The organism is Pseudomonas sp. TMW22080 (genome assembly GCF_022496745.1).
GTDB classification, from domain to species: domain Bacteria; phylum Pseudomonadota; class Gammaproteobacteria; order Pseudomonadales; family Pseudomonadaceae; genus Aquipseudomonas; species Aquipseudomonas bubulae.
In genome coordinates, this window is sequence record NZ_SCFF01000001.1 from 1081900 (window position 1) to 1104170 (window position 22271).

Genomic DNA, 22271 nt, shown 5'->3' on the forward strand with positions numbered 1-22271 from the left:
CCTACAAGGATTTAAGAAATGTCCGAGCCAGTAAAAGTGCGCGCTCACACTCAGGCACAGTGCAAGGATTGCAGCCTGGCCCCACTCTGTTTGCCACTTTCGTTGAACCTGGAAGACATGGATGCGCTGGAAGAAATCGTCAAGCGCGGCCGCCCACTGAAAAAAGGCGAGTTCCTGTTCCGCCAGGGCGACACGTTTGGCTCGGTTTACGCGGTACGTTCCGGCGCACTGAAAACCTTTAGCCTGAGCGACAACGGTGAAGAGCAAATTACCGGCTTCCACCTGCCCAGCGAACTGGTCGGCCTGTCGGGTATGGACACTGAAACCTACCCGGTATCGGCCCAGGCGCTAGAGACTACACCGGTATGCGAAATCCCTTTCGAACGTCTCGACGAACTCTCCGTGCAACTGCCGCAACTGCGTCGCCAGCTGATGCGTGTAATGAGCCGCGAAATCCGCGACGATCAGCAAATGATGTTGCTGCTGTCGAAAAAAACCGCCGACGAACGTATCGCCACGTTCCTGGTCAACCTGTCAGCGCGTTTTCGTGCTCGCGGCTTCTCGGCCAATCAGTTCCGCCTGAGCATGTCGCGCAACGAAATCGGCAATTACCTGGGCCTGGCCGTTGAAACCGTGTCCCGCGTGTTTACCCGCCTGCAGGAAAACCAGTTGATCACTGCCGAAGGCAAGGAAGTGCATATTCTTGACCCGATCAAGCTGTGTGCCCTGGCCGGTGGTTCGCTGGAGGTTTGACACGGCCTGACGGGTTATACTGGCGCGCTTAACGCTCCCCAGGACAGCCCGATATGGTCTCCGACGATTTTTGCCTCAAAACCCTGATTCGCCCGGTTATTGATTTCCCCAAGCCGGGCGTCATCTTTCGCGACATCACCCCCCTCTACCAGTCGCCCCGCGCCATGCGCGTGATCGCCGACAGCTTTATCGAGCGCTACGTCGAGGCTGACTTCAGCCATATCGGCGCCATGGATGCCCGCGGCTTCCTGATCGGCTCGGTACTGGCCCACCAGCTCAATAAACCGCTGATCCTGTTTCGCAAACAGGGCAAATTGCCCGCAGACGTTTTGGCCGAAGGCTATCAGACGGAATATGGCGAAGCGTTTCTGGAGGTTCACGCCGACAGCCTGTGCGAGGGCGACTCGCTGCTGATCGTCGATGACCTGATTGCTACGGGCGGCACGCTGATTGCGGCAGCTAACCTGGTGCGACGCATGGGTGCGCAGGTGTTTGAAGCAGCGGCCATTATCGACCTGCCCGAACTGGGCGGTTCGCAGCGCTTGCAGGATTTGGGTGTGCCTACTTTCTGTCTGACGGAATTTTCGTTGACCGAGTAATACCGACACGTGGGAGCGGGCTTGCTCGCGATGGCATCAGCGCGGTTCAACTGAATACCGCGGTGCCTGCATCGCGAGCAAGCCCGCTCCCACAGGAGTCCCCTCTCCCCTGCAATCGCAATCAGAGCGTAATCGGCCGACGCCCCGAGAACGAGTGCGCCAAAGTACCGCCATCCACCAGTTCCAGCTCGCCACCCAGCGGCACACCGTGGGCGATACGCGACGCTATCAGGCCTTTGTTGCTCAGCAACTGGGCGATGTAATGCGCAGTGGCCTCGCCCTCAACCGTTGGATTGGTGGCCAGGATCACCTCCGCAAACGTACCCTGCTCTGCAATACGCGCCATCAATTGCGGAATGCCTATCGCCTCAGGGCCTAAACCATCGAGCGGCGACAAATGCCCCTTGAGCACAAAGTAACGGCCGCGATAACCGGTCTGTTCCACGGCATACACGTCCATCGGCCCCTCGACCACGCACAGCAAGGTGTCATCCCGGCGCACATCGGCACACTGCGGGCACAGATCATCTTCGGTCAGGGTTCTGCACAAACGGCAATGCCCCACGCCTTCCATCGCCTGAGTCAGCGCCAGGGCCAGGCGCGAGCCGCCACTGCGATCACGCTCAAGCAATTGCAACGCCATGCGCTGGGCGGTCTTTTGACCCACGCCCGGCAAGGTACGCAAGGCATCGATCAGTTGGCGAATCAGAGGGCTAAAGCTCATAAGGAAAGGTCCGACAAAACAACGAGACGCGGTTTATACCCTCGGTGTGAGCTAGCGTCAAATACCCGTAAAACAGGCAAAAAAATGCCAGGCTCATGGCCTGGCATTTCAGCATGCCTTAGAACGGCATCTTCATGCCCGGCGGCAGTTGCATGCCGGCGGTCACACCAGACATTTTGTCCTGGCTGTTGGCTTCGATCTTGCGCACGGCGTCGTTGACCGCTGCGGCGAACAGGTCTTCCAGCACTTCGCGGTCGTCTTCGCTCACACCTTCCAGCAAAGTCGGGTCAATGCTCACCCGCTTGACGTCATGACGGCCGGTCATGACCACAGTGACCATATCGCCACCCGCCTTGCCGGTGACTTCAGCATTGGCCAGCTCTTCCTGCATCTTGGCCATTTTTTCCTGCATCTGCTGCGCCTGCTTCATCAGGCCGGCCATGCCACCTTTCATCATGGGAATCACCTCAAACGTTATTTGGACAATGCACCCGCAATCAAAACGACTGCGGGCTGTAAGTTTCTGCTCTGGCGTTACGACACTTGAGCCTGAGCCACCTCTAAAGGTTGAATCGTATCTTCGCGTACGGCCGCACCGAACTGCTCGACCATCTGCCGGACCACCGGGTCGGCATGGATCGACTCTTCGGCCAGACGCTGGCGCTCTGCGCGAAAACGCGAAGCCGCCTGGGCCGGGGTTTCCTGCTCCGGCTTGACCAGCTCAATCGTGACTTTGAGTGTACGCTGAGTGAACTGGTTCAGTGCATCGTTGAGTCGACGCTGCTGGGTCAGGTTGAACAACGCGCTGTGGGCCGGGTCCAGATGCAACAGCCAGTCATCACCGTCAACCGCAATCAGCGTGCAGTTGGCGCCAATGCTGGCGGTCATGCCCGACACCGGTAATTTGGGGAACATCTCCAGCCATTCAAGGGCCAGACCGGTCGCCGGCATCGCCGCAGGCAGCGGTTCGGGCGCAGGCGCAGGCTCGCTGGCATGCTCACTGGCCAGCTCGTCGAGGTAGCTGTAGGCCGCCGAATCCATGTCCGGCTCAATGTAGTCTTCGTCCAGGGGCGGCTCGTCGTCACGATCCATGCCCGACACCGCTGCGTCCACCTGCTCGACGGTCGGCTCTGGAAGCGGCGCCGCGATCCACTCCGGCGCATCCGGCACCACACTGTCCGGCGTCGGCAGCGGCATCGGCGGCAACTCAGGAGGCTCGCCAACGGTGTCCAGTACCGACTCGGGCGCAACCTTGACCTCGATCACCGGGGCAGCCGGCTCGTTCCAGGGCAAGTCCTTTTCCGCCACTGACGGAGCCTTGGGCGCCTGCACAGGCTCGGCAACCGCTTCGACCACAGGCGGTACCGGTTGCACTGCAACCGGTGCCGGCGCGGCCAGCACTGGCTCGACAGGGGACGTGGCCGCCACGGTTGGGGCGGAATCAACTGTGGCCTGGCTGATCCCCACTGGCTTTAGCGGCTGACTCGGCGCGTTGCCGGTGTCTGCCGGGCGGAAGGCCAGCATTCGCAGCAGGACCATTTCAAAGCCACCACGCGGGTCTGGCGCCAGCGGCAAATCGCGCCGGCCAATCAGGCCCATCTGGTAATAAAATTGCACATCTTCGGCAGGCAATGCCTTGGCCAGGGCCAAGACGCGATCGCGGTCGCCGTGACCATTATCGACGCCTTCGGGCAGCGCCTGGGCAATGGCCACGCGATGGAAGACGTTGAGGATCTCGGACAGCACGCCATTCCAGTCCGGGCCCTGCTCGGCCAGATGGCGAACGGCCTCGAGCATGGCCCTGGCATCACCTTCGATCAAGGCGTGCAACAGGTCGAACACCTGACCGTGATCCAGCGTACCAAGCATCGCCCGCACATCACCCGCCAGTACCTTGCCCTCACCGAAGGCAATGGCCTGATCGGTGAGGCTCATGGCATCACGCATCGAGCCATCGGCGGCGCGACCGAGCAGCCACAGCGCATCATCTTCAAACGGCACGTTTTCGACACTGAGAACGTGGGTCAAATGCTCGACCACGCGCTCGGGTGTCATGTTCTTCAGCGAAAACTGCAGGCAGCGCGACAGGATCGTGGCCGGCAATTTCTGCGGGTCGGTGGTCGCGAGGATGAACTTGACGTAAGGCGGCGGCTCTTCAAGGGTCTTGAGCAGCGCATTGAACGAATGGCTGGAGAGCATGTGCACTTCGTCGATCAGGTAGACCTTGAAGCGCCCGCGGCTCGGCGCGTACTGCACGTTGTCGAGCAGTTCGCGGGTGTCCTCGACCTTGGTGCGGCTGGCGGCGTCGATTTCGATCAGGTCGACAAAGCGCCCCTCATCGATTTCACGGCACACGGAGCACTCGCCACAGGGAGTCGAGGTGATACCTGTTTCACAGTTCAGGCATTTGGCGATGATCCGCGCAATGGTGGTCTTGCCGACGCCACGGGTACCGGTGAAAAGGTAAGCGTGGTGCAGGCGCTGACTGTCCAGGGCATTGATCAGAGCCTTGAGCACATGGGTCTGGCCGACCATTTCGCGGAACGAGCGCGGACGCCATTTACGTGCAAGAACCTGATAACTCATTGATAACCGTCGCGTCAGAAAAGCGGAGGGGGCTAATGCTAGCGGAGCAAGGGCAAAATTGCATCCGATGCGCACGTTTAACTGCGCGCAGCCTTGGCATAGACCTTTTTACCCACGCACAGAAAATCATCGCCCGGTCTTTTGACCGTCGAACAAGGCTTGACTGCAAGATTTGGAGTTTGGTTCGAACCCGACAGAACTGCGGGTTTAAAATGGAGGCAACCCCACCAGCCACACCCCGGCACACAATGTTCCCGCTGTGGCTGCTTCCTTCCGGATCTGACCAGGTTCACGGGTAATCGTTGCGGGGGGACCGATAGGGTCACCATAACAACATCCGCTTAGCAGCGAACGGCGCCATTGTACCTGTCTGAGAAAAACTTACAACCGCTGCGGCAAGAATAAAAAAATGAATGGGCTCAAGCACTTGGATTCGGGTTGAAACACCGCCTCGCAACCCGGCACAGGTCATTTGTGGGAGCGGGCTTGCTCGCGATGGCTTCTGCGCGGCTCAACTGAGACACCGCGTCGCCTGCATCGCGAGCAAGCCCGCTGCCACAGCCATTACGGAATCGAAATACCCTGTTCGCTCAAAAACGCGACAAAGGCTTCTTCATCCAGCACCTTGAGCCCCAGCTCGTTGGCCTTGGCCAGCTTGGAGCCTGCTCCCGGCCCCGCTACGACGCAATGGGTCTTGCCCGACACCGAGCCCGAAACCTTGGCCCCCAGACTTTCCAGCTTGTCCTTGGCCACATCGCGACTCATTAATTCCAGCGAGCCGGTCAACACCCAGGTCTGGCCTGCCAGCGGTAAACCTTCCACGGCCTTTTTCTCGCTGTGCCAGTGCATGCCGAAATCACGCAGTTGCGCTTCGATTGCCAGCGCCATACGGGCATTTTCAGGGTTATCGAAGAACTCGCGTACCGCCTTGGCCTGTTTTTCCGGCAAGGCCTGGCGCATATCGAGCCAGTCTGCAGTGATCACCCCTTCAAGGGAGCCAAACCTGTCGGCCAGTTTTTGCGCCCCGCCCGGCCCCACCGAAGGAATATGCAACTTGTCGATCAACCCGCCCAAGGTTGTGCTGGCGGCAAACTCGGCACCCAGCTCACCTTGATCCTGCAACTCAAGACCACGCTCCAGCAGTTGATCAATCACCTGCTGGTTGTGTGCGTCACTGAAGAAACTATGAATCTCGTGCGCCACTTCCAGCCCCACGTCCGGCAGGTAGGTAAGCACTTGCGGCAAGGCCCGCTGCACACGCTCCAGGGAGGCCAATGAACGCGCCAGCACCTTGGCAGTCTCTTCGCCCACATCGGGAATGCCCAATGCGTAGATAAAACGCGCCAACGTCGGACGCTTGCTGTCGGCGATGGCCTGCAGCAAGTTCTTGCTCGACAGCTCGGCAAAGCCTTCGAGATCGACGATCTGCTCGAACTGCAGGGTATAGAGGTCTGCCGGCGAACTCACCAGGCCCTCATCGACCAACTGCTCGACACTTTTTTCCCCCAGGCCTTCAATGTCCATCGCCCGGCGCGAAACAAAATGAATGATCGCCTGTTTAAGCTGGGCACCACAGGCCAGCCGGCCGACACAGCGGTACACCGCACCTTCGCTGACGGTTTCACGGCCCTTGCTGCGCTTGATCAGCTGCGTGCGCTCAACGTGGGAGCCGCACACCGGACAGCTTTCAGGGATCTGCACCGGCCGGGCATCTTCAGGGCGACGCTCCAGCACCACCTGCACAACCTGCGGGATAACATCACCAGCACGGCGAATAATCACGGTATCGCCAATCATCAGGCCCAGCCGCGCCACTTCATCCATATTGTGCAGGGTGGCATTGGATACGGTCACCCCGGCCACCTTGACCGGTTTGAGACGCGCCACGGGCGTTACTGCACCGGTGCGTCCGACCTGAAACTCAACATCCAGCAACTCGGTCAGTTCCTCCATGGCCGGAAACTTGTGCGCGATGGCCCAGCGCGGTTCACGCGCACGAAAGCCCAGCTCGCGCTGCGACGCCAGGCTGTTGACCTTGAACACCACTCCGTCGATCTCGTAGGGCAAGGAAGCACGACGCTCACCGATATCACGGTAATAGTCCAGGCACTCGGCTATCCCCTTTGCCAGCTTCAGCTCATGACTGATGGGCATGCCCCATTGCTGCAATTGTTTGAGGTTGCCGATATGGGTGTCCGAAAACTCTTCAGAGACCTGCCCCAGACCGTAGCAGCAAAATTCCAGCGGGCGACTGGCCGTGATCTTCGAATCCAGCTGACGCAAGCTGCCCGCCGCTGCGTTGCGCGGATTGGCAAAGGTCTTGCCGCCAGCAGCCAGCTGAGACTCATTAAGACGCTCAAAGCCGGCCTTGGACATAAACACTTCGCCACGCACTTCCAGTACCGCTGGCCAGCCGCTGCCATGCAGCTTGAGCGGAATATTACGCACGGTGCGTACGTTGACGCTGATGTCTTCACCGGTAGTGCCATCACCCCGCGTGGCACCACGCACCAGGCTGCCATCCCGGTACAACAAGCTGACTGCCAGCCCGTCCAGCTTGGGCTCACAGCTGTATTCAACTTCAGCGCCGCCACCAAACAGATCGCCCGCGGGCAGATCCAGGCCCTCGCTGACACGGCGATCGAATTCGCGCATATCGGTTTCATCGAATGCGTTACCCAGGCTCAGCATGGGCACTTCGTGACGCACTTGAGTAAAGGCAGACAAGGCTGCGCTGCCAACGCGCTGAGTGGGCGAGTCGGCGGTCACCAGCTCAGGATGTTCGGCCTCCAGGGCCTTCAGCTCGCGGAACAGGCGATCGTACTCGGCGTCCGGAATGCTTGGCTCGTCGAGTACATGGTAGCGGTAATTATGCTGATCCAGTTCAGCGCGCAGCTCTAGAATGCGGGTATTGGCGGCGGTCATGGGGTGTTCTCTCACAAAGCAAAAGAGCAGCCGAGGCTGCTCCTTGTGTTATTCATGCTGCATGTGGGTGGAGCAGGCAAGCCGCCCCCACATGTTCAGCGTTTTTGAGTCAGGGCACGGCGCTCGAATTCAACGATGCGCTGGCGGTAATGCTCGATAGTCTGGGCCGTCAACACACTGCGCTGGTCATCTTTAAGCTCACCATTGAGCTCCTGGGACAGCTTGCGTGCAGCGGCAACCATCACATCAAAAGCCTGCTTGGGATGGCGCGGGCCGGGCAAACCAAGGAAAAAGCTGACAGCTGGCGTACTGAACAGGTCAATATCATCCAGGTCGAATACACCCGGTTTCACCGCATTGGCCATGGAGAACAGCACTTCGCCATTACCGGCCATGCTTTCGTGGCGATGGAAAATATCCATCTCGCCAAAACGCAAACCGCTTTCGAGGATGTTCTGCAACAGTGCCGGACCTTTGAAGCCTGCCGGGTCACGGCTGATCACGCTGATCACCAGCACTTCTTCGGCGGCCTGCTGCGGTGCAGGCTCCTTGACTTCAACGTCCGCTACGCTCGGCTTGGCACGACCACGCGCCGGCTTGACTGGCGCTACATGATCATCATCACGGGCGCTGATGCTCGGGCCTTCATCCAGTTCAAGATCAAGGTTCAGGTCACCCTGGCTCGGCTCACCACCACGCTTGCCGCGCTTGGCACCTTTGTCCCGTGCAGGCATGCTGATCGATGGCAAGTCGTGCTCATCAAGTTGCGGCTCTTTATGGGTTGGCGTATCCAGCACCCGTGACGGGCCCAACAACTCAGGGCTGTGCTCGTCGTCAGGGGCATTGGAAAAACTGCGATCAAGTCGAAACTTGAGCTTGCCTTTGCCACCACGCATGCGGCGCCAGCCATCAAAAAGAATACCGGCGATTACCACTATGCCGATGACTATCAGCCATTCGCGCAGACCGATTTCCATGTAATCCCTTGCCCCTAAAAAATGATTCTATGAAGAAGAGCCTAAAGCCCTTTAAAACGTGGCGCCAACTCTATGTTCTGAATGGCGTTTTACCCACGTACAAAAAAATTAGACATTAAATTAACACGACCAAAGATAACTTTACACCGTCTGTCGCATTGAGCTAGGCCCATGCTGCCTTCGACCTACACGTCATATCGGTCAAATGCTTGAAATTTTTCTTACAAGAAGAAAAAAATCGTCCTACATGCTTATAGCTCAAGCATCGACCATTGCCATTGCCTCCTCAACATCAACCGCTACAAGACGTGAACAGCCCGGCTCATGCATCGTCACCCCCATCAACTGATCCGCCATCTCCATGGCGATCTTGTTGTGAGTGATATAGATAAATTGCACGGTCTGCGACATCTCCTTTACCAAGCGTGCATAGCGGCCTACGTTAGCGTCATCAAGCGGTGCATCGACTTCGTCGAGCATGCAAAACGGCGCCGGGTTGAGCTTGAAAATGGCAAAAACCAGCGCCAGGGCCGTCAAGGCTTTCTCGCCACCGGACAGCAAATGGATCGTGCTGTTCTTCTTGCCCGGCGGACGCGCCATGATGGTCACCCCTGTATCGAGTAGATCTTCGCCCGTCAGTTCCAAATAAGCGCTGCCGCCACCGAAAACTTTTGGGAAAAGTGCCTGTAATCCACCATTTATCTGATCAAAGGTGTCCTTGAAGCGGCTGCGGGTCTCTTTGTCGATCTTGCGGATGACGTTTTCCAGGGTATCGAGTGCCTCGACCAGATCGGCATCCTGAGCATCCAGATAGCGCTTGCGCTCCGACTGCTGCTGATACTCATCAATGGCTGCAAGGTTGATCGCGCCCAGGCGCTGAATTCGCGCAGCGATACGCTCCAGTTCTTCTTCGGCCTGCTGCTCGTTGACCTCGGCATCGAGGGTGGCCAGCACCCCGTGCAGGTCATAGCCATCGGCCAGCAACTGATCCTGCAACGCAGTACGACGCACGCTCAAGGCCTGCCACTCCATGCGCTGCTGTTCGAGCTGGCCACGAATCAATTGCGATTGTTGCTCAGCCTGATTGCGGCGTTTTTCGGCATCGCGCAATTCGCGATCGGCATCTTCGAGCGCGGTCTGGGCAATCTTGAGTTCTTCATCCACGCTCATGCGCTTGTCGAGCAACTCTTCAAGCTTGAGGCGCAACTCTTCCAGCGGCGCTTCGCCCTCCTCCAGATTGAGGGTCAGCTGTTCGCGCTTTTCAGCCAGGCGCTCGGCCTGCATTTCCAGGCGCTCAAGAGCCTGGCGGGTGGAATCATGCTGCGCCTTGAGCGACCCCAGGCGGACAGCCAACTGGTGGGCGTGGTCTTTATGTTGTCGAGCATCCTGACGCACCCGGTCCAACTGCTCGCGCAGACTGTCGCGACGGGCCAGCAACAGCTCGCGCTGCCCGGTATCGGTGGCCATGGCATCCAGGGCATCCTGCAACAGCAGGCGCGCCTCCCCTACCTGCTCATGCTCCAGGGCGCGCTGCTCACCCAACTCGGCCAGTTCTTCGTCCAGACGGCGGCGGCGCAAGGTCAATTGCTCGACCTTGGCCTTGCTGGCGGAGAGCTTGGCCTTGATCTCACCCTGGTGGCGAGCTTCATCCTGCAAGCGACGGCGAAGCTGCTCACGAGAGTCTTCCTGCATACGCTGTTGCTCACGCATGCTTTGTAGTTGTTCCTCCAGGGCCGCCAGGGTGGCTTCACGCTCTTCGCACTCAAGCCCCAGGCGCTGGATTTCCTGGCCCCGGGCCAGCACCCCGCTTTCGGCTTCACTGGCGCGGCGCACCCGCAGGAAGTTGCGCCCGACCCAATAGCCATCACGGCTGATCAGGCTCTGGCCCTCGGCCAGTTGAGCACGCAAGGCCAGTGCCTGCTCCAGTGTTTCGACCGGTTTGACCTGGCCCAGCCACGGCGCCAGATCAAAATCGGCCGTGACCTTGTCAAGCAGGCTGCCCGCCAAGCGAGGGGCCTGCCCTGCATCACTGAACAGGCGCAAATCACCCTGGGCAAACCCTGCCAGATCCAGCCGGGCAAAATCCTCGACCAGTACGGCCTGCAAATCAGCCCCCAACACGGTCTCTACCGCCAGCTCCCAGCCAGCCTCTACGCGCAGGCCTTCTGCCAGTCGTGGCTGCTCGGCAAGCTGCTGATCGAGCAACCATTCGCCAGTACCGGTACCCGGATCAAGCGCAGCCTGCTGCAAGGCCTCCAGCGATGCCAGACGACCGTTGAGGCGCTGCAGCTCGCCCTGGGCCTGCTGCTGGTTCTGCGTGGCCTGTTGCAAGTCGTGACGCACTTGCTCGAGCTGCTCGACCAGTTGCTGCTCACTGGCCTGCAGCTCTTCGTGGGCCATTTCGCTGCTGGCCAGTTGCTCACTGAGCTCCAGAATGGCCGCATCTTCAGGGTCTGCGGCCAGCAAGGCACGCTCTTCAGCCAGGCGGCGCTGACGTTCCGCCACGCGCTCCATACTGGTTTCCAGCTGCTGGATACGGGCTTGCAGCACTTCGGACTGGCGCTGCGGCTCGGCCGAGCGAAGGTTGAAAATGTCCCACTGTTCCTGCCAGCCATGCATGGTCTGCTCGGCCACTTCCAGAGTAGCGGCAGCCTCTTCGGCGGCCGCGCTGGTCAGTTCCTGCTCGGGCTCAAGCATGTGCAGCTCTTCAGCCAGAGTCGCCAGCAAGGTGCGGTCATGCCCCAGATGGGATTCGGTTTCCAGGCGCGAGCGCTCGGCTTCGCGCAGGTCATCCTGCAACTGGCGCAAACGTTGCTGGCCATGCTGAATGCTCTGCTCGACCCGGGCAATATCGCCCCCTACCGAATAGAAGCGCCCCTGCACCAGATTGAAGCGCTCTGACAGATCATGGTGCCCGTCACGCAGGCGTTCGATGCTGGCATCGGCATTGCGCTGCTCGGCCACCAGGGCTTCGAAACTGACTTCCTGATTACCGATGACCGCTTCGCGCTGCCCCACCTGCTCATTCAGGGCCTGCCAGCGCAGAGCCGACAGCCGGGCCTTGAGCTGACGCTCTTCGGCCTTGTATTCCTGATATTTCTCGGCGGCCTGGGCCTGGCGGTGCAAACGCTCCAGCTGACGCCCCAGCTCATCGCGCAGGTCAGTCAGACGGGCAAGGTTTTCGTGGGTACGGCGGATACGGTTTTCAGTCTCGCGGCGGCGCTCCTTGTACTTGGAGATGCCCGCCGCTTCTTCGATAAAGTTGCGCAGGTCTTCGGGCTTGGACTCGATCAGCTTGGAGATCATGCCCTGCTCGATGATCGAGTAGCTGCGCGGCCCCAGGCCCGTGCCGAGGAAGATATCGGTAATATCACGACGCCGGCACTTGGTACCATTGAGGTAGTAAGTGGTTTGGCTGTCGCGGGTCACCTTGCGCCGAATGGAGATCTCGGCGTAGGCCGCATACTCGCCCAGCAGCGTGCCGTCGGAGTTGTCGAAGACCAGTTCGATACTGGCCTGGCTCACCGGTTTGCGCGTGGTGGAGCCGTTGAAGATAACGTCGGTCATCGACTCGCCGCGCAGGTTCTTGGCCGAGCTTTCGCCCATGACCCAGCGCACGGCATCGATGATATTGGACTTGCCACAGCCGTTGGGGCCTACCACCGCCGCCATATTGCTTGGAAAGGTAACGGTTGTCGGGTCAACAAAGGACTTGAAGCCGGCTAGCTTGATACAGGTCAGGCGCACGCTCAGGCAACCGTCAAGGCAGACAGCACCAGGGCACAACTGCGCTGGGCATAGCTGCTCAGCACCACGCGAATCTGCGCCAGGTCACGCGCCAGCACGGCGTCGAGCAACTGCGCAAACAACGCCAGGAACTCACTCATTTCCGCCTTGCGCTGGTCCAGTGCCAGGTAATAGGCACGGCTCATGGCCGGGTGCAGGTTCTCGACGGTTTCCTGCAAATAGGGGTTGTCGGCGAACGGGTACGCTGCACGCATCACATTGAAGCTGTCTTCAACGAAGGTGCTGATGTCCTGGCGTTCGTAGCTGGCGGCCAGGCGCTGCTGGATCTGCAAGAACGGCCCCAGATCGGCCGGAACTGCCCAGCGCTGGGCTACGGCATTGCCGAGCAGGATGTACATTTCGCTCATCAGCGTGCACAGGCTCTGCACCTTGTGCGCCGTAAGTTCGGTCACATGGGCGCCACGACGCGGCAGGATGGCGATCAGGTGCCGACGCTCAAGGATCAACAATGCTTCGCGCACAGAGCCGCGACTGACATTCAGCGCCAGCGTCACTTTCTGTTCCTGAATGCGTTCCCCAGGCTTTAACTCGCCGCGAATGATGCGTTCGGCGAGGTGGTGAGCGATTTGCTCGGCGAGGCTGTCCGGCGCCTTGAACGTCATGTTTTACCTTCAAAATCTTTGATCAGTGCAGGCGGTGCAGTGTAACGCACTTGATATGCCCTCGCGCAGAGCCTCAGGGGCTGAATATGGCACGAAACCCGCAAATAAATCCCCCGGTTATCAATCACAGGGATTACCGATCGCTATTTCTTGACCCGCAGGTCAGCTTTAGCTAAATTCAGTGCATCCCGCGTTACAACAATAATGATTATGCGAGGCCTTCCGTGATCCAGTTCCTACTCAACCAGACGCTGCGCACCGAGCACACGCTGGACCCGAATCTGACCGTGCTCAATTACCTGCGTGAACACCTGCACAAGCCTGGTACCAAAGAAGGATGCGCCAGCGGCGACTGCGGGGCCTGTACCGTGGTTGTCGGCGAACTTCACACCGACGCTGAAGGCCTTGAACGGCTGCGCTATCGCAGCCTCAATTCGTGCCTGACATTTGTCTCGGCTTTGCACGGCAAGCAACTGATCAGCATCGAAGACCTCAAGCACCAGGGGCAGTTGCACAGCGTGCAGCGGGCGATGGTCGACTGCCACGGCTCACAGTGCGGGTTTTGCACGCCGGGATTTGTGATGTCACTGTTCGCCCTGCAAAAAAACAGCACGGGCCAGCCTGATGGCCATCTGGCCCATGAAGCCCTGGCGGGCAACCTCTGTCGCTGCACCGGCTACCGCCCTATTCTGGCGGCTGCCGAACAGGCTTGCAGCGGGCAACAACTGGATCAGTTCGATACACACCAGAGCGCGACCATTGCCCTGCTCAAGACCATCACCCCGACCCAAACCGGCGAACTGAACAGCGGCGACAAGCGCTGCCTGCTGCCCATGACCATCAGCGACCTGGCCCAGCTGTACGAATCCCAACCCCAGGCCCGCCTGCTAGCCGGCGGTACCGACCTGGCGCTTGAGGTGACCCAGTTTCATCGCCCGCTGCCGGTCATGATCTACGTCGGCAACGTGGCCGAAATGAAGCACATCGAGCGCTTTGATGACCGTATTGAAATCGGCGCGGCGGTGTCGCTGACAGACGCCTACGGCACGCTCAAGGCCGAGTACCCGGACTTCGGCGAATTGCTGCAACGCTTCGCCTCCCTGCAAATCCGCAATCAGGGCACCCTGGGCGGCAACATCGGCAATGCCTCGCCCATTGGCGACTCGCCACCGCTGCTGATTGCCCTCGGCGCACAACTGGTACTGCGCAAAGGGCAAACCCTGCGCACCCTGGCGATCGAGGATTACTTCATCGACTACCGGGTGACGGCACGCCAGGAAGGCGAATTTATCGAAAAAATCATCATCCCTCGCGCCGACCCCAGCCATGCATTTCGCGCCTATAAAATCTCCAAGCGCCTGGATGACGACATCAGCGCCGTGTGCGCAGCGTTCAACCTGCACATCGACAACGGCGTGGTGACCGGTGCCCGCGTGGCATTCGGCGGCATGGCGGCCATCGCCAAACGCGCCGCCGCCTGCGAAGCCGCATTGCTCGGCGCAAACTGGAACAGCGCCAGCATCGAGCGCGCCTGCGCTGCACTGGCAAGCGACTTCACCCCGCTCTCGGACTTTCGCGCCAGCAAGGAATACCGTCTGCTGAGTGCGCAGAACCTGTTACGCAAATACTTTATCGAACTGCAAACGCCACATCTCGAGACGCGGGTAACAGCTTATGTCTAACCATCACAAGGTTGCCCCAACCCAGGCCGAGCTGGCCGCACTCTTCCAGCAGGACTTGAAAACCGGTGTGGGTCGCAGCGTCAAGCATGACAGTGCCGAAAAACATGTCAGCGGCGAAGCGCAGTATATCGATGACCGCCTGGAATTCCCCAACCAGTTGCACCTTTTCGCACGCCTGTCCGACCGCGCCCACGCCAGAATCCTGCGTGTCGACACCACGCCCTGCTACGCCTTCGCAGGCGTGCGCCTGGTGATCACCCACGAAGATATCCCCGGTCTGAAGGACATTGGCCCGCTACTGCCCGGCGATCCGCTGCTGGCCATCGACAAGGTGGAGTTTGTCGGCCAGCCCGTACTGGCAGTGGCCGCTTGCGACCTGGACACCGCGCGCAAGGCGGCAATGGCTGCCATTATCGAATACGAAGACCTGGAGCCGGTGCTGGACGTGGTTCAGGCCCTGCGCCAGAAGCACTTTGTGCTCGATACCCACACCCATCAACGCGGCGACTCTGCCGGCGCACTGGCCGGGGCCGAACATCGCCTGCAGGGCAGCCTGCATATTGGCGGGCAGGAGCACTTTTACCTCGAGACCCAGATCTCATCGGTCATGCCTACCGAAGACGGCGGGATGATCGTTTACTGCTCCACGCAGAACCCTACCGAAGTGCAGAAGCTGGTGGCAGAAGTCCTTGATGTTTCAATGAACAAGATCGTTGTCGATATGCGCCGCATGGGCGGCGGCTTTGGCGGCAAGGAGACCCAGGCCGCCAGCCCCGCCTGCCTGTGCGCAGTGGTGGCTCGCCTCACCGGGCAACCGACCAAGATGCGCCTGCCGCGGGTCGAAGACATGCTGATGACCGGCAAGCGCCACCCGTTTTATATCGAATATGACGTCGGTTTCGACGCCAGCGGCCGCTTGCAGGGCATCCAGCTGGACCTGGCGGGCAACTGTGGCTGTTCGCCGGACTTGTCCAACTCCATTGTCGACCGCGCCATGTTCCACGCCGACAACGCCTATTATCTGGGCGACGCGACGATCAATGGTTATCGCTGTAAAACCAACACGGCTTCCAACACGGCCTATCGCGGCTTTGGCGGCCCGCAAGGCATGGTCGCCATCGAAGAGGTCATGGACCGTATCGCCCGCCATCTGGGCCTCGACCCGCTGGCCGTACGCAAGGCCAATTACTACGGCAAAACCGAACGCAACGTGACCCACTACTACCAGACCGTGGAACACAACCTGCTGCAAGAAATGACCGCCGACCTTGAGGCCAGCAGCCAGTACACCGAGCGCCGGGAAGCGATCAAGGCGTTCAACGCCAGCAGTCCGATCCTGAAAAAAGGCCTGGCGCTGACCCCGGTCAAATTCGGCATCTCCTTTACCGCCAGCTTCCTCAACCAGGCCGGCGCCCTGATCCATATTTATACCGATGGCAGCATCCACCTCAACCACGGCGGCACCGAGATGGGCCAGGGCCTGAATATCAAGGTCGCGCAGGTGGTCGCCGAAGTGTTCCAGGTGGATATCAGCCGCATCCAGATCACCGCAACCAACACTGACAAAGTGCCAAATACCTCGCCTACTGCAGCGTCCAGCGGTGCCGACCTCAATGGCAAGGCCGCGCAAAACGCAGCCGAAACCATCAAGCAGCGACTTGTTGAATTTGCTGCCGACAAATATCAGGTCGAGCAACGGGCGGTGATCTTCCATAACGGCCAGGTGCAGGCTGGCGAGCAGATCATCAGTTTTGAAAGCCTGATCCAGCAGGCCTATTTCGGCCAGGTGTCGTTATCGAGCACCGGGTACTACAAAACCCCGAAGATTTTTTATGACCGCACTCAGGCACGTGGTCGGCCGTTTTATTACTTTGCCTTTGGCGCCGCCTGCGCCGAGGTGATCGTCGACACCCTGACCGGCGAATACAAAATGTTGCGTACCGATATCCTCCATGATGTCGGTGCCTCGCTGAACCCGGCCATCGACATCGGCCAGGTCGAAGGCGGGTATATACAGGGGGCGGGCTGGCTGACCATGGAGGAACTGGTGTGGAATGCCAAGGGCAAGCTGATGACCAACGGCCCGGCCAGCTACAAGATCCCCGCGGTGGCAGACATGCCGCTGGACCTGCGCGTAACCCTGGTGGAAAACCGCAAGAACCCCGAAGACACCGTGTTCCACTCCAAGGCCGTGGGCGAACCGCCATTTATGCTCGGCATCGCCGCATGGTGCGCGATCAAGGACGCGGTGGCGAGCCTGGCCGACTACCGCGTGCAACCTGCGATTGACGCCCCGGCCACCCCGGAGCGGGTGCTGTGGGGTTGTGAGCAAATGCGCAAAAGCCTGTCGGGAGATCAGCATGAATAACTGGATCAGTGCCCTGGCCGAGTTGCAGCAGCAAGGCGAACCCTGCGTGCTGGTGACCATCATCGAAGAGCAAGGCTCTACCCCGCGCAATACCGGTTCGAAGATGGTCATTTGTGCAGATAAAATCTTCGACACCATTGGTGGCGGTCATCTGGAGTACAAGGCAATGGAAATTGCCCGTCAGATGCTCAGCAGCGGCAAGCACGATACCCTTCTACAGCGCTTCAGCCTCGGCGCCAGCCTGGGCCAGTGTTGCGGCGGGGTGGCCGTGCTGCTGTTCGAACCGATGGGCAAGGTGCAGGCTCAGATTGCGGTGTTTGGCGCAGGGCACGTGGCCCGAGCCCTGGTACCCCTGCTCGCCAGCCTGCCGTGCCGGGTGCGCTGGATCGACTCGCGGGAGCAGGAATTCCCGACACTTATCCCTCAAGGCGTGGAAAAAATCGTTACCGACGAACCGGTAGATGAAGTCGATGCCCTGCCTGCGGGTTGCTACTGCATCGTCATGACGCATAATCACGCCCTGGACCTGGAGCTCAGCGCCGCCCTGCTTAAACGCAACGACTTTACCTACTTCGGCTTGATTGGTTCGAAAACCAAACGCGTGAAGTTCGAACATCGCCTGCGTGAGCGCGGTATCGACGCTTCACCTTTGCAGCGCATGCGTTGCCCGATGGGTTTGAGCGAAGTCAAAGGCAAATTGCCTGTTGAAATCGCGATCTCCATCGCCGGCGAAATCATCGCCACCTACAACACTCATTTCGGCCAGCACACTGCGAGCGCCGACAGCGCGTCATCTGAATCCATTAAACAATTGTTGCCGTCTTCACGACGCAGCCATGCCACACACTGAGAATTGCCATGACTTGTAAAGCCTATCGCGCCGCCATTTTGCACAGCATCGCCGACCCCGCCGAAGTCGGGATCGAAGCCTCCTATGAATATTTCGCAGACGGCTTGCTGGTGGTCGACAACGGCCAGATCAAGGCTGTTGGCCCGGCCAGCGAACTGCTTGGCACACTGGCCGCCGACGTTGCTGTGACCGAGTACAAAGACGCACTGATCACCCCCGGCTTTATCGATACCCATATCCATTTCCCGCAAACCGGGATGATTGGCGCCTACGGCGAGCAACTGCTCGACTGGCTCAACACCTACACCTTCCCGTGCGAAAACCAGTTCGCCGATAAGGCCCATGCTGACGAAGTTGCTGACGTATTCCTGAAGGAACTGCTACGCAACGGCACCACCACCGCCCTGGTCTTCGGCAGCGTACACCCGCAATCGGTGGATGCCCTGTTTGAGGCCGCACAGCACCTGGACCTGCGTCTGATCGCCGGCAAGGTGATGATGGACCGCAACGCCCCAGACTATCTGACCGATACCGCCGAAACCGGCTACAGCGAAAGCAAGGCACTGATCGAGCGCTGGCACGGTAAGGGCCGCCTGCATTACGCCGTCACCCCGCGCTTCGCGCCGACCAGCACCCCGGAGCAATTGACCCTGGCCGGCAAGCTGCTGGGCGAATACCCGGATGTGTATCTGCACACCCATATCAGCGAGAACCTTCAGGAAATCGAGTGGGTCAAGTCGCTGTTCCCTGAGCGCAAAGGCTATCTGGATGTGTACGACCACTACCAGTTGCTGGGCGAGCGCTCTGTATTTGCCCACGGTGTACATCTGTGTGACGAGGAATGTGCGCGACTCGCCGAGACCGGTTCGGCAGTGGCGTTCTGCCCGACTTCCAACCTGTTTTTGGGCAGCGGCCTGTTCAACCTGCCGATGGCCGAAAAGCACAAGCTCAATGTGGGGCTGGGCACAGACGTGGGTGCAGGTACCAGCTTCTCGCTGCTCAACACCCTGAACGAAGCCTACAAGGTCATGCAACTGCAGGGTGCACGCCTCAATCCGTTCAAGTCGTTGTATCTGGCTACGTTGGGCGGGGCGCGGGCACTGCGCCTGGAAGACAGGATCGGCAATCTGCAACCGGGCAGCGACGCTGACTTCCTGGTGCTGGACTACAACGCTACACCACTGATGAGCTATCGCCTCAAGCAGTCAAAAAACATCGCCGAGACGCTGTTTGTATTGATGACCCTTGGGGATGACCGTACCGTGCAGCAAACCTATGCCGCAGGCAATCTGGTGCATCAGCGCTGATAATTTCCCTTGTGGGAGCGGGCTTGCTCGCGAGGTTATCGGTGCGGTTTAACTGAAGCACCGCGTCGCCTGCATCGCGGGCAAGCCCGCTCCCACAAGAGCAGCCGAGGCTTAAAGCTTGGCAGCAGGCCGAGGGCTTTTGCCCTTGGTTTGCAGCAAGTGCGAAAACACCGCGTGCAAGTCGTCAGAGGCGCTTTCTTCGTCAAGGTTGAGCTTGCTGTCGATGTGATCCATGTGATGCATCATCAGGTGCACGGCCTGGCCGGCATCACGGGCTTCGATGGCATCGATCAATTGCATGTGCTCGTCATAAGAACAGTGCGAACGGTTGCCGCTCTCGTACTGGGCAATAATCAACGACGTTTGCGACACCAGACTGCGCTGAAAGCTGATCAGCGGCGCATTCTTCGCCGCTTCAGCCAACTTCAGGTGGAACTCGCCCGACAGGCGAATACCCGCACCCCGATCGCCCCGCGAAAAACTGTCGCGCTCGTCCTGCACCATCTTGCGCAGTTGCGCCAGATCATCAGCCGTAGCATGCACCACCGCCAGCTCGGTAATGGCCTTTTCAACCAGTCGCCGGGCCAGAAACACCTGGCGCGCTTCTTCTACGCTAGGGCTCGCCACCACTGCACCACGATTAGGGCGCAGCAGCACAACCCCTTCATGGGCCAGACGCGACAGGGCGCGACGAATAATGGTGCGGCTCACGCCAAAGATTTCGCCCAGAGCCTCTTCACTCAACTTGGTGCCAGGCGCCAGACGCTGTTCAAGGATCGCCTCGAAAATATGCGCATAGACAATATCGTCCTGGGTTCCACTGCGGCCGGCCTTGCCAGCGCGGGGTTGTTTCTTGAGAGGCTGCAACTGTTCGTTCATGGGCACTCGTGTGGGAAGCGGCGGCGAATAAGGGATTACGCTAGTACGTAAACGGGTGTCACCGACCAGAAATTAATGCAAAAAACAGGGCGCATTGTACACAAAGCAGAGTGCCAGTACGACTGTACGGTCGTTTACGAACCCTGCTGTATCGCAACTAGATGCAACCTTTACGTTTAGGCTTGTCGCCTGCCCGAACTCCTATAGCACACAAGGAAGACCGTTCCATGACCGACACCCCGCAGCCGCGCTTGCATCCACTGGCAGACACCTCGCCCTCGGCGGTGGTCGCAGGCTTTATCGCCATGATGACCGGCTACACCAGCTCCCTGGTCCTGATGTTCCAGGCGGGTCAGGCAGCGGGACTTACCAGCGGGCAGATTTCATCATGGATCTGGGCACTGTCGATCGGCATGGCTGTTTGCAGCATAGGCTTGTCTTTGCGTTATCGCACACCGATCACCATCGCCTGGTCCACACCGGGGGCGGCACTGCTGATCACCAGCCTTGGCGGCGTCAGTTACGGCGAGGCCATCGGCGCCTATATCACCTGCGCGGTACTGGTGATCATCTGTGGCATCACCGGCAGTTTTGAGCGCCTGGTCAAGCGCATCCCCTCATCCCTGGCCGCCGCGTTGCTGGCGGGCATCCTGTTTAAAATCGGCAGCGAAATCTTCGTCGCGGCGCAACATCGCACCGGCTTGGTGATCGGCATGTTTTTCACCTACCTGATCGTCAAGCGCCTGTCACCCCGCTACGCCGTACTGGCGGCGCTGCTGATCGGCACCCTGCTGTCGGGCATGCTTGGGCTGCTGGACTTCAGCGGTTTTTCCCTTGAAGTGGCCGTGCCGGTGTGGACCACGCCGTCCTTTTCGCTGGCGGCAACCATCAGCATCGGCATCCCGCTGTTTGTGGTGGCCATGACCTCGCAAAACATGCCGGGCATCGCCGTACTGCGGGCCGATGGTTATGACGTGCCCGCCTCGCCGCTGATCACCACCACCGGGGTAGCCTCCTTGCTGCTCGCCCCCTTCGGTTCCCACGGCATCAACCTGGCAGCCATCAGTGCCGCCATCTGCACCGGCCCCCATGCCCACGAAGACCCGAAAAAACGCTACACCGCAGCCGTGTGGTGCGGAATTTTCTATGGCATCGCCGGCATATTCGGCGCCACCCTGGCCGCCCTGTTCGCCTCATTGCCCAAGGAACTGGTGCTGTCGATTGCCGCACTGGCACTGTTCGGCTCGATCATGAACGGGCTGAGTATTGCCATGGGCGAAGCCAGGGAGCGTGAAGCTGCCCTGGTGACCTTTATGGTCACCGCATCGGGCATGACCCTGTTTTCAATTGGCTCGGCTTTCTGGGGCATTGTTGCGGGCGTACTGACCCTGATGATCCTGAACGTCAAATCACGCTGAGCTATCAGATCGCCAGTGCCCCGCCATCGACCGCCAGCGCATGGCCTGTGGTAAATGCTGCGCCATCCGAGCACAGGTACAGCACGGCGCTGGCAACTTCTTCGACCGTGCCGATACGCCCCACCGGGTGCATCGCGGCGGCAAATTCAGCCTTGCGCGGGTCGACCTCATAAGCGCGGCGGAACATATCGGTATCGATGACCGCCGGGCACACCGCGTTCACCCGAATATGCTTTTTCGCATACTCAATGGCTGCCGATTTGGTCAGCCCGATCACCGCATGTTTGGACGCCGAGTAAATGCTCATCTTTGGCGCGGCGCCCAGTCCGGCCACCGAGGCAGTATTGACGATCGCCCCGCCACCTTGGGCCAGCATCAATGGCAGCTGATATTTCATGCACAGCCAAACGCCCTTGACGTTTACCCCCATGATCGCATCGAACTCATCCAGGGTACCGTCGGCCAGGCGACCATGCTCGATCTCGATCCCGGCATTGTTGAAGGCATAGTCCAGACGCCCGTAGGTGCTGATTGTCTGCTCCATCAGTTGCCTGACCTGCGCCTCTACAGTGACATCGCAGCCTGCGAAAACAGCACTGCCGCCCGCAGTCCTTATCTGCTCGACAGTGTCTTCACCCGCTGCCACATCCCGATCGGCCACCACCACCTTCAAACCCTCGCCGGCAAATGCCAGCGCCGTGGCCCTCCCGATACCGGCCCCGCCCCCTGTCACTACAGCCACTTGCCCCGTAAACGTCATGCCCATCGTCTTAACCCTCAGCAGAGTGCATCTG

16 protein-coding genes and 1 other RNA gene are annotated in these 22271 nt (G+C 59.7%); 7 read left to right on the forward strand and 10 right to left on the reverse strand.

Annotated features, from left to right (window positions below):
* Nucleotides 1-18 precede the first annotated feature (18 nt).
* A complete protein-coding gene (gene fnr / locus EQV96_RS04755; RefSeq protein WP_029611340.1) occupies nucleotides 19-753 on the forward strand; it encodes a fumarate/nitrate reduction transcriptional regulator Fnr in 735 nt (244 codons plus the stop codon).
* A gap of 53 nt (nucleotides 754-806) precedes the next feature.
* Nucleotides 807-1352 carry an adenine phosphoribosyltransferase gene (locus EQV96_RS04760; RefSeq protein WP_095002764.1) on the forward strand — a complete coding sequence of 182 codons (546 nt, stop codon included), beginning with the start codon at nucleotides 807-809 and terminating at the stop codon, nucleotides 1350-1352.
* 121 nt (nucleotides 1353-1473) lie between these two features.
* On the opposite strand, the gene recR is transcribed toward EQV96_RS04760, so the two are convergent.
* The 8 genes from recR to EQV96_RS04800 form a co-directional block, all read right to left on the reverse strand.
* Nucleotides 1474-2076, reverse strand: a complete 603-nt coding sequence (recR, locus tag EQV96_RS04765) for a recombination mediator RecR (protein ID WP_016780292.1) — start codon at nucleotides 2074-2076, stop codon at nucleotides 1474-1476.
* Nucleotides 2077-2194: 118 nt separating this feature from the next.
* Nucleotides 2195-2533 carry a YbaB/EbfC family nucleoid-associated protein gene (locus EQV96_RS04770; protein ID WP_095002765.1) on the reverse strand — a complete coding sequence of 113 codons (339 nt, stop codon included), beginning with the start codon at nucleotides 2531-2533 and terminating at the stop codon, nucleotides 2195-2197.
* Between the two features lie 77 nt (nucleotides 2534-2610).
* Entirely contained in the window at nucleotides 2611-4662 is a 2052-nt protein-coding gene (gene dnaX, locus EQV96_RS04775; protein WP_150627977.1) for a DNA polymerase III subunit gamma/tau, read from the reverse strand.
* A gap of 222 nt (nucleotides 4663-4884) precedes the next feature.
* An RNA gene (gene ffs, locus EQV96_RS04780) (signal recognition particle sRNA small type) lies at nucleotides 4885-4981 on the reverse strand.
* Between the two features lie 245 nt (nucleotides 4982-5226).
* A complete protein-coding gene (gene ligA, locus EQV96_RS04785) occupies nucleotides 5227-7587 on the reverse strand; it encodes an NAD-dependent DNA ligase LigA (RefSeq protein ID WP_095002767.1) in 2361 nt (786 codons plus the stop codon).
* 95 nt (nucleotides 7588-7682) lie between these two features.
* Nucleotides 7683-8564 (reverse strand): cell division protein ZipA, encoded by an 882-nt coding sequence (gene zipA, locus EQV96_RS04790; protein ID WP_240881470.1) that lies wholly within the window; start codon nucleotides 8562-8564, stop codon nucleotides 7683-7685.
* A 258-nt stretch (nucleotides 8565-8822) separates the two neighbouring features.
* Nucleotides 8823-12311, reverse strand: coding sequence for a chromosome segregation protein SMC (gene smc, locus EQV96_RS04795; protein ID WP_240881478.1), 3489 nt, complete (start codon nucleotides 12309-12311; stop codon nucleotides 8823-8825).
* 2 nt (nucleotides 12312-12313) lie between these two features.
* Nucleotides 12314-12973 (reverse strand): GntR family transcriptional regulator, encoded by a 660-nt coding sequence (locus EQV96_RS04800; protein WP_095002770.1) that lies wholly within the window; start codon nucleotides 12971-12973, stop codon nucleotides 12314-12316.
* 224 nt (nucleotides 12974-13197) lie between these two features.
* On the opposite strand from EQV96_RS04800, the gene xdhA reads away from it, so the two are divergent.
* Genes xdhA through guaD form a run of 4 tightly spaced genes read left to right on the forward strand, consistent with a single transcriptional unit; the run spans nucleotide 13198 to nucleotide 19180 of the window.
* Entirely contained in the window at nucleotides 13198-14655 is a 1458-nt protein-coding gene (gene xdhA / locus EQV96_RS04805) for a xanthine dehydrogenase small subunit (RefSeq protein WP_240881480.1), read from the forward strand.
* Nucleotides 14648-17023: a xanthine dehydrogenase molybdopterin binding subunit gene (gene xdhB, locus EQV96_RS04810; RefSeq protein WP_153400289.1), complete on the forward strand. Its 2376-nt coding sequence runs from the start codon at nucleotides 14648-14650 to the stop codon at nucleotides 17021-17023. Before xdhA ends, xdhB begins: the two co-directional genes overlap by 8 nt.
* Nucleotides 17016-17873, forward strand: a complete 858-nt coding sequence (gene xdhC / locus EQV96_RS04815; RefSeq protein ID WP_095020224.1) for a xanthine dehydrogenase accessory protein XdhC — start codon at nucleotides 17016-17018, stop codon at nucleotides 17871-17873. Before xdhB ends, xdhC begins: the two co-directional genes overlap by 8 nt.
* 8 nt (nucleotides 17874-17881) lie before the next feature.
* On the forward strand, nucleotides 17882-19180 hold the full coding sequence (gene guaD, locus EQV96_RS04820; protein WP_240881482.1) for a guanine deaminase: 1299 nt from the start codon (nucleotides 17882-17884) through the stop codon (nucleotides 19178-19180).
* A 111-nt stretch (nucleotides 19181-19291) separates the two neighbouring features.
* Here the strand turns inward: guaD and EQV96_RS04825 are convergent, their stop codons facing one another.
* The gene (locus EQV96_RS04825) at nucleotides 19292-20059 is read right to left on the reverse strand and encodes a GntR family transcriptional regulator (RefSeq protein WP_095002775.1); all 768 of its coding nucleotides are present in this window, start codon (nucleotides 20057-20059) and stop codon (nucleotides 19292-19294) included.
* A 227-nt stretch (nucleotides 20060-20286) separates the two neighbouring features.
* Between EQV96_RS04825 and EQV96_RS04830 the strand changes: the two genes are divergently transcribed.
* Complete coding sequence (locus EQV96_RS04830) at nucleotides 20287-21477, forward strand: benzoate/H(+) symporter BenE family transporter (RefSeq protein WP_130871732.1); 1191 nt, start codon at nucleotides 20287-20289, stop codon at nucleotides 21475-21477.
* Between the two features lie 4 nt (nucleotides 21478-21481).
* Here the strand turns inward: EQV96_RS04830 and EQV96_RS04835 are convergent, their stop codons facing one another.
* On the reverse strand, nucleotides 21482-22243 hold the full coding sequence (locus EQV96_RS04835) for an SDR family oxidoreductase (protein ID WP_095020227.1): 762 nt from the start codon (nucleotides 22241-22243) through the stop codon (nucleotides 21482-21484).
* Nucleotides 22244-22271: the final 28 nt, after the last annotated feature.